The sequence below is a fragment of the Lysinibacillus sp. PWR01 genome (genome assembly GCF_043359455.1).
Lineage (GTDB): Bacteria > Bacillota > Bacilli > Bacillales_A > Planococcaceae > Lysinibacillus > Lysinibacillus fusiformis_F.
Window position 1 is genome coordinate 46539 of record NZ_JBHERJ010000009.1, and the last position, 9578, is coordinate 56116.

The 9578-nt window shown below is 38.9% G+C and carries 7 protein-coding genes and 1 pseudogene; 7 read left to right on the forward strand and 1 reads right to left on the reverse strand.

The annotated features are described in order from the left end of the window. Window positions 1-395: 395 nt before the first annotated feature. From rbsK to ACEVFT_RS01235, 7 genes are all read left to right on the forward strand, one after another. Complete coding sequence (gene rbsK / locus ACEVFT_RS01205) at window positions 396-1280, forward strand: ribokinase (protein WP_066037795.1); 885 nt, start codon at window positions 396-398, stop codon at window positions 1278-1280. Between the two features lie 256 nt (window positions 1281-1536). Next, window positions 1537-3387 carry a dynamin family protein gene (locus ACEVFT_RS01210; RefSeq protein ID WP_048392390.1) on the forward strand — a complete coding sequence of 617 codons (1851 nt, stop codon included), beginning with the start codon at window positions 1537-1539 and terminating at the stop codon, window positions 3385-3387. 104 nt (window positions 3388-3491) lie between these two features. Further along, window positions 3492-4712: an RtcB family protein gene (locus tag ACEVFT_RS01215; RefSeq protein WP_054550473.1), complete on the forward strand. Its 1221-nt coding sequence runs from the start codon at window positions 3492-3494 to the stop codon at window positions 4710-4712. A gap of 72 nt (window positions 4713-4784) precedes the next feature. Beyond that, window positions 4785-5786, forward strand: a complete 1002-nt coding sequence (locus ACEVFT_RS01220) for a LacI family DNA-binding transcriptional regulator (protein ID WP_231595618.1) — start codon at window positions 4785-4787, stop codon at window positions 5784-5786. Between the two features lie 100 nt (window positions 5787-5886). After that, a complete protein-coding gene (locus tag ACEVFT_RS01225; RefSeq protein ID WP_115673340.1) occupies window positions 5887-7308 on the forward strand; it encodes an aldehyde dehydrogenase family protein in 1422 nt (473 codons plus the stop codon). 27 nt (window positions 7309-7335) lie between these two features. Next, window positions 7336-8181, forward strand: coding sequence for an AhlS family quorum-quenching N-acyl homoserine lactonase (gene ahlS, locus ACEVFT_RS01230; RefSeq protein WP_048392394.1), 846 nt, complete (start codon window positions 7336-7338; stop codon window positions 8179-8181). A gap of 17 nt (window positions 8182-8198) precedes the next feature. Then, a complete protein-coding gene (locus ACEVFT_RS01235; protein ID WP_393947699.1) occupies window positions 8199-9371 on the forward strand; it encodes an iron-containing alcohol dehydrogenase in 1173 nt (390 codons plus the stop codon). Between the two features lie 17 nt (window positions 9372-9388). Here the strand turns inward: ACEVFT_RS01235 and ACEVFT_RS01240 are convergent. Continuing rightward, window positions 9389-9578 (reverse strand): annotated as a pseudogene (locus ACEVFT_RS01240) (hypothetical protein); the annotation flags it as partial.

A 9578-nucleotide genomic window follows, 5' to 3' on the forward strand; every position in this document is an offset into this window, starting at 1 on the left:
AGACAAATTTGATGTTGTCTTCAGTTTTTTTGTGTTTGTAGTGCATTTCCTATATGAAATTATTTATAATAAAGGAAACATCAAATGCGAAGGTGGCACTATGTTATCATTATAAAAATATTTGTATATTAAAGGACAAATCCAGCCAGTTTTTGAAAGCGTCATCTCAAGCATTGCTTCGCATAACAGGAAGATAGCCTGAGTGACTAGATCGTTTTCATTTAACGAGTAAAAGAAGCTCGTATCGATTTACAGTAAGTGAAAGAATTTAGGGCATCCCTAAAACAGTCGATAGGTTTTTAGTTTATACGAATTTTTATATTGTTAAGCTACTGAAATGATAATACTCATTTCAGTTGTTTTTTGTTTGATCAAAAGATGAAAGGTGGAATTCCATGATTACAGTTATAGGAAGTTTAAATATGGATTTAGTTGTACAAATGAATGCTTTTCCAAAGCAGGGGGAAACCATTCTAGGTAACTCGTTTCAAACAGTTCCAGGAGGAAAAGGGGCTAATCAAGCAGTTGCCGCAGCTCGTCTTGGCAGTGAGGTGGCGATGGTTGGCTGTTTAGGGAATGATCATTTTGGTGAGACATTACATGCTGCTTTACAGCAAGAGCAGATTCAGACAAACGCCATTGTAAAAAGCACCACTGCTCCTACAGGAATTGCTAATATACTTATTTACAATAACGATAATCGAATTGTTGTCGTACCTGGAGCTAATTATGACCTAAGCATATCCCATCTTGAAGCTTCAAAAGAGTTGATACAAAAAAGTCACTTGGTAATTATACAGCTTGAAATCCCTAAAGAGACGACAGCCCATGCCATTCATTTATGTAAAGAAGCGGGTGTTCCGATACTGTTAAACCCTGCTCCAGCAGCCAATTTTGATGTGCAGTGGATGGACGATATTACCTATTTAACACCTAACGAGACAGAATGTGCTGAAATTTTTAACGAGCCAGTGGAACAAGTTTTAGAAAAATATCCTAATAAATTAATCGTGACGCTAGGAAGTGATGGTGCACGTTATTTCGATGGCTCCTATCCAATTCATGTTCCAGGTTATATGACAACAGTCGTGGATACAACGGGCGCAGGTGATACCTTTAATGGTGCATTAGCCTATGCTTTAGTAGAAGGGCAATCGTTGGATGAGGCTGTATATTTTGCTAATATCGCTGCTTCCTTATCTGTAGAGAAACTAGGTGCCCAAGGTGGAATGCCATTACTTGGAGCTGTTTATGCACGTATGGCTGGTTTGGAGGGATAGGACAAAGGTCAGCTATTCAGCAACCTTGGAGAGAAATCTCCAAGCCTAATACTTCTAAACTCATAGCTGGGACTATTCCCTTTAGTCTGTGTAGCAATCATATATGAAGCAGACAGGAAATAGGTGTAAGGATGAATTCCTATTTGTCGTATAAATGTATAAGTATATTGTCCTCTTTTCATCAATCCATGTATTAGAAAAGCCATAGTTTCATTTATAATGGTCTTATAGATACATACGAAAAGAGGTTTTGAGGATGACGAACATTGACAATACGCCAATCGAAAATACAACCTCAGCGAATAATATTTTGCCGCAATTTGTTGACCAACTACGACACTTGTATGGCATCATCGTCCAAAATACATATGTGAAAGATACAGCAAAACATTTAAATCGAATCATTCAAGATGCCAATAACCAGACGATGATTTTAATAGTTGGAAAAGAGCGGGTGGGCAAAACAACACTTGTGAATGGACTTCTAGGACGCGAAATATTATCGGTAGATGATCAGCATCCAACAAGTGTAAATACGTTTATACGCTACGGCGAGCAAGAAGAGATTAAAGCTTATTTTTTAGATGGTGTTGTCGCTGTATTTGATCTCAGTAAATTAGAGCTACTAACAACTGGCGATACGTTTGCTTCCCAGATTTTACGTGAACACTTAGATTACCTAGAAGTCTATTTGAAAAATGATTTATTAAAATCCGTGACAATAATTGATTCTGTGTCATTAGAAGCAGGCGGAGGAGAAATGGCTTATTTTTCAGAGGCGCTTATGAACCGTGTTGATGAAATTTTCTGGGTGTTACGCGCTGGTTCAATGGCAATGGATGCTGAACTTCTCTTGATTGAAACGTTAAAGAATAAAGGTGTTGAACCTTTATGTGTCATCAACGGCATCGATGATGAGGAACATGCCACAGCATTTATGGACTCTGAACAACAACGTATTGGTCATTTGATGAGTGATTTTATAGGGATTTCAGCAATTAATGCACTAGTAGCCAAACAAACAGACAGTCATGAGCTTTGGCAAAAAAGTCAGTATGATCAATTAATTGCTCACATTCATCGTGTGGCTGAAAATAGTGATAAAAAAACATATGCCATCCTAATTCGCTTCTTACAATGGCTTGAACGATTCCGCTTCGAATTAACTGTAATTCCACAACGAGATCCATTTCAATCTGCTGTAGAGAATATAGAAAAATATGCAGGCGATACCCAATATGAATATTCTCGCTATCAACGTGACTTAGCAATTGTCAAAGAATATGAGCAAGAATATGAACAGGTAGCGAACACGTTTAAACAGGTTCAAACACTGTATCAGCTATTACAAACGATAGCGCAACATGATTATTTACACGATTCCAAGGTGGAAGAATTTACTGAAATTGCTGTGCACTATCAACAAATGTTGCGTGAATACCGCAACATGCACAGTGAGTATTTACGCGAATATGAGCGTTTAGATGCACAACATAAAAAAATTCATGGTAAAGGTCTTATGAAAGCTTTCTTTGGCCAACATACGCAAAATGAATTTTTCAAAGAGCGTGTTCAAAAACTCAATGAGCAGCAAGAGGTTTGTGTCGCCCAATATGCCAAGGTACAACAAGCAGAGGTTTCAATGCTACAGGCGATTCGAGATACACAGCCTTTTTTGATTGATTTAGTGAAAGTACGCATGAGCCGTATTGAACAAAAGGTACAGAAACTAAATCAACAGCGTGCAAAAGATAAGCGTCAGTTAAAGCGCTATGCTGAAAAATTAAATGAATTTTCTTGCTTAATCGAAGCACAGGGTTATATAAAAGAGCATCTTCAACCATTTTTAATGAATGAGCAAATGCCGTTGAAATCGAAGGATATTGCCATGCTTGAGGAAACTGTGCAGGCTATTTTAGCCATTGATTTATCAAACAATGGCTTACTCGCAAGAAGTCAAATGAATAATAAAATGGAAAGTATTGCAATACCTTTTGAGGTGCAAGAAAAATATCCCCTGCAAATGCTTGACTTAAGGGAAGAAGATGTAAAATCAAATGATATACCCGAAATACCTAAAAAATTAGTTGTACAATATGAAGATTAGGTTTTCACCAAACGTTCTAAAAGTAGCATGCTTTTAGAACGTTTTCTTTATGATATGAAACAAATCATTCCAGTTTTACGTATAAGTAGTAAGGAGGGATACACTTGATTGAAATAAATGGACGCTTCACGAATGCAAAAATCTTTGCGCAAACAGCATTACAAACAGCTGTTGATCAGATTCAAGAATTAACAGACCAGGCTTTTATGGCAGGCACTAAAGTACGTATTATGCCAGATTATCATGCGGGTAAAGGATGTGTCATTGGCACGACCATCCAATTGCAAGACCGTGTTGTACCCAATCTTGTCGGCATTGATGTGGGGTGTGGTGTATTTGTAGCACAACTTGACGTAACAACAGTTGATTTTGCTCAACTCGATGCCATCATTCGCACATATGTACCAAGTGGGCAGGATATTCATAAAGAAGTATCGCCAAGCCGACATTTTGTAGAGTTTGAAGGTAAACAATTTCGAGCAAGCGGCTTGAAAGACGACTATACGAACTTGTCATTAGGTACACTTGGGGGAGGCAACCATTTTATTGAACTTGCCAAAGATGAAGATGATCAGCACTATTTGCTCATCCATACGGGGTCACGCTATGTAGGGGCAAAGGTTGCTAATTGGCATCAAAAAAGAGCTTATGAAAATTTACGTCGAGAAGATTTGACAGAAAAAATAGAGGCAATGAAACAGCAAGGACGACAACAAGAGATTCAATCCATGATACAAGCCTATAAAGAACAAACACCGTTCGTTCCGAAAGACTTGTCATATTTAGAGGGGGAAGCTTTCCATGATTATATCCATGATATGAAGATTGCACAGCAATTTGCACGGATGAATCGTTGGACCATTGCAGAAACCATTGCTAAACAGATGGATTGGCATTTTACAGATACGTTTGATACGATTCATAACTATATCGATACAGAAACGATGACGCTTCGCAAAGGGGCTGTTCGTGCAAATAAAGATGAAAAGCTAGTTATTCCAATGAATATGCGGGATGGATCTCTGATTTGTATAGGGAAAGGCAATGCGGAATGGAATTATTCAGCCCCCCATGGAGCAGGACGCATGTTTTCACGACGCGCAGCGAAAAAAGCTTTGAATATGGCCGATTTTAAAGATACGATGCAGGGGATTTGGACAACATCAGTCAATGAAGAAACATTGGATGAGGCACCAATGGCCTATAAGCCGATGACAGAAATTACTTCTGCGATTAGGGAAACTGTAGATATTGTCAAAGTTATTAAACCTGTTTATAACTTTAAAGCGAGTGAAGCTGCAAAGCCATATGAGCGAAAGCGTTAAGGTAGAGAAGGAATCATCACTATAATCATTATTCTATAGATGATATAATATAGCTTCACAATGATGAAATGGGTGGTTTTTTTGGTATCTTCAAAAGATGTGGCGAAGCATGCTGGTGTCTCACAAACAACTGTATCTAGAGTATTGAATACACCAGAGCTTGTAAAGCCAAAAACAATTGAAAAAGTAATGCAGGCGATAGAGGAACTAAACTATGTGCCAAATGATATAGCAAGATCGCTTGTTCAGAAAAAAACAGGTATTATTACATTGATTTCGGGGCCCTTACACAACCCTTTTTTTGTTGATACAACTACAGCCATCGTGAATTATGTTAATGCACGTGGCTATAAAGTTAATGTCTATTTTGGCACAGAGGATAATCTTAATTCAATCTACAATGCCGTTTTAGAAACGAAAGCAGACGCAATTATATTGTCTTCTATGTTGTATCAAGATGATTTATTTTATAAACTAGAAAAACTAGCTATTCCATTTATTATGTTTAACCGTAAGCATAAAGAGAATAGACATTTTGTAGAAATTGATAATGTTCAAGCAGGTTACCTTGCGACCAAGCATGTCCTATCATTAGGGCATGACTCTTTATGTTGGATAGGGGGTCCACATCAAATGAGTACCTTCTATGGACGCTATCTGGGATTTGAACAAGCTTTACAGGATTATGGGCTAGATGCAAAATTAGTGCCTACTTTTTTAACGAACACCAATAAAATGGATATTGAACGTGCGTTTGCAGAGCTTTTACAACTCGAAAAAAGACCAACAGCTATTTGTGCTGCTACGGATGCCATTGCCATTGAAATATTGAATCTTTGTTTAGAGAGAGGTTTTCAGGTTCCGAGAGATTTTAATATCATTGGTATTGATAATGTAGAGCTTAGTAAACATCACTCTATTGCCTTAACAACTGTAGGTTTAACATCAGAAGAGAACTTAGGTTTTATTGCTATCGAAAAATTATTTGAGGTAATGGAGAAAAAAAGTACTTGCATTAGACAAACAGAGTCTGTTAAGATTTTCCCAAGAAATACAACGTGTAAAATAAACTGATAGACCATCAGTTTATTTTTTACACCAAAATGGTTACGTATTCATTTCTTTATTTTCTGAAATGAATACGTAACCATAAAAAGAAAGGAGTGAATTACGATTGAAAAAGGGCTTATGGATTAATGGAGAATGGAAGATGACTGCTGAATGGATGGAGATCCAATCTCCCTATTCACAAGAGGTATTGGCACACTTTGCGATGGCCACTGAAAAAGATGTACAGGAGGCCATTGAAAGTGCGCATGCTGCAGCTCCTCAAATGGCTGCATTAACTGCTTTTCAACGAGCAGAGATTTTAGAGCAGTTATCCACCCTTTTTGCAGAAAATAGAGATGAAGCAGCAAGTATCATTGCAATGGAATCAGCCAAACCGTTAAAGTATGCTTACGCTGAAATTGATCGCACAGTTGAAACCTATAAATTTGCGGCAGAAGAAGCAAAGCGACTTACTGGTGAAATGGTTCCAATGGATGCATCAAAAAATGGAGAGGGGCGCTTTGCTTATACATTAAGAGAGCCAATCGGTGTTGTGGCAGCGATTACACCATTTAACTTTCCGCAAAATCTAGTAGCACACAAAGTTGGGCCAGCATTAGCTGCAGGCAATACGATTGTATTGAAACCTGCCACACAAACAGCGCTATCCGCCCATTTTTTGGCAAAATTATTGGCGCAAACAAATTTACCAGCAGGTGCCTTTAATCTTGTAACTGGACAAGGTAAATTAGTAGGCGATGCATTTTTAGCACATCCAAATGTTAAGATGATAACGTTTACAGGAAGTCCAGCGGTAGGGATTTCTCTACGCAATCGTGCAGGCTTGAAGAAAGTAACCTTAGAATTAGGTTCCAATGCAGGCGTAATTATCGATGAAGGGGTACAGCTAGAGCGTATTATGGATCGCATTGTGATGGGGGCCTTTTCCAACCAAGGTCAAGTCTGTATTTCTTTACAACGTATCTATGTCATGGAAAGTATGGTGGAGGAATTTTTAATTCGGCTGAAGGAAAAAATAGAGCAGCTTACAATTGGTGATCCAATGGATAATCAAACAGATCTTGCTATGATGATTTCACAAGCTGAACAACAGCGTGCTTATCAATGGATTAAAGAGGCAGTAGCTGAAGGGGCACAAGTAATTACAGGTGGTCACATTGACAATCATATTTTATTGCCTACTGTTTTATATAATGTTCAGCCACAGAGTCGTGTATCCTGTGAAGAAATTTTTGCACCTGTTGTTATCGTTAATACGGTATCCACCATTGATGAAGGGATAGCGGCTATCAATAATTCTCACTATGGCCTACAGGCAGGCATCTTCACTCCTTCTATTCAGACAGCTTTTCAGGCTACAAAAGCATTGCACGTTGGTGGAGTCATCATTAATGATGTACCTACTTATCGAGTAGATCACATGCCATATGGTGGTGTAAAGGAAAGCGGCACAGGCCGTGAAGGCATTAAATATGCGTTAGAAGAAATGACGGAAATGAAGCTAGTAATTTGGAATAACCAATAACTAATAATCACGAATGGAGATGGGAAAATGAAAATGATTAAACAACATCCAAAATTGTATGTGATGGACAATGGTACGATGCGAATGGATAAAAATTATATGATTGCGATGCACAATCCCGCAACCATCGATCATCCAAACCAGCCAAATGAATTTGTTGAATTCCCTGTTTATACAGTATTGATTGATCATCCAGAAGGCAAAATTCTATTTGATACTGCATGCAATCCAAACTCGATGGGTCCAGAAGGGCGATGGGGTGAATTTACGCAAAAAGCATTTCCTATTAATATGCCAGAAGAATGCTATTTACATCATCGTCTAGAAGAATTAAATGTTCGTCCAGAGGATATCAAATATGTTGTTGCTTCCCATTTGCATCTCGACCATGCAGGGTGCTTAGAACTCTTTACAAATGCCACAATTATTGTACAGGAAGATGAGTTTAATGGCACATTACAAACATATGCTAGAAACGTGAAAGACGGTGCCTATGTTTGGGGTGACATTGATATGTGGATTAAAAACAATCTACAATGGCGCTTAATCAAACGTGGCGAGGATCATGTAAAACTAGCTGAAGGGATACAAGTATTAAATTTTGGTAGTGGTCATGCTTGGGGAATGCTAGGTTTGCATATTCAAATGCCTGACACAGGTGGTATTATTTTAGCCTCAGATGCCATTTATACGGCAGAAAGCTTTGGGCCTCCTGTCAAGCCACCAGGCATTATCTACGATTCTGTAGGCTATAATTCAACAGTGGAACGGATTCGAAGACTAGCAAATGAAACAAATTCACAGGTATGGTTTGGCCATGATCCTATTCAATTTAAATCATTTAGAAAATCAACGGAAGGCTATTATGAATAGATAGGAGTAGAGAAGCCATGCATAAATTAACCTTTACGCCTGCTAGCTATACTGGCTGGGGCTGTTTGAGTCAGCTTCTGCTAGAGGTAAAGAAGTTTAACGCTCACAATATTTTGATCGTGACAGATCCATTATTAAAAGAAATAGGTCTAACGGACAATGTTGAAAAGCCTTTGATTGAGAAAGGCTATACAACAACCATTTATACGGATATTGCACCAGAGCCTCCGCTTCCAATTGGCGAAAAACTGGTTGATTTTACGAGAAAGCATCCATTTGATTTGGTGATTGGTGTAGGTGGGGGCAGTGCACTGGATTTAGCAAAGCTTGCCGCCGTATTAGCAAAACATGATGGAAAAGTTGCAGATTATTTAAACCTAACAGGAACGAAAACATTAGATAATAAAGGGTTACCTAAAATCTTAATTCCTACCACTTCTGGGACAGGCTCGGAGGTAACAAATATTTCTGTGCTATCACTGGATACAACCAAGGATGTTGTGACACATGATTATTTATTAGCGGATGTAGCGATTGTAGATCCTGCCTTAACGATTTCCTTACCATCGAAGGTGACAGCGGCGACTGGGGTAGACGCGTTAACTCATGCGATAGAAGCCTACGTATCAGTAAATGCGAATGCAGTAACGGATGCACTTGCACTACAAGCTATCCGATTAATTAGCCAGTCAATCCGAACAGCTGTCCATAATGGACAAGACAAGCAAGCGCGCACAGATATGAGTTATGGCAGCTATTTAGCAGGATTAGCCTTTTTCAATGCCGGTGTAGCAGGCGTCCATGCTTTAGCCTATCCCCTGGGAGGTCAGTTCCATATAGCTCATGGTGATTCCAATGCAGTACTATTACCATATGTCATGGGGTATATTCGTCAAAGCTGTGAAAAACGAATGAAAGATATTTTAGATGCCATGGGGATATCATCTTCCTATTTATCGCAAGAAGAGGCTTCCTATAAATGTGTTGACGCCTTACAACAACTCGTTCAAGATGTGAAAATTCCCTCAACATTACAAGGATTCAATATCCCTGCATCAGCACTTGAACAGCTAACAGAGGATGCTACAAAACAAACGCGTATTTTAGCGCGAAGTCCGATGCCATTAGAGCGTGAAGATATCTATCAAATTTATCAAGCTGCCTTTGCTGGTGTGGTACGAGAACCGTAATGAGGTTTTCAAAAGATTCAATAACTAAAAAAAATCTGCCTTAATGGCAGATTTTTTTCATGTTGTTGAAACAAGATGATGTCAACGGCAGAAAAAGCAACTTTGCAAGGTGAGGGGTTGATTTCCGTTCCGCCAGCGTCCTTTCCAGGGGGCGTCCGAGGAGCCGCTTCACTCACTAGCGTTCGCTCCAGGGTCTCCTCTGTGACG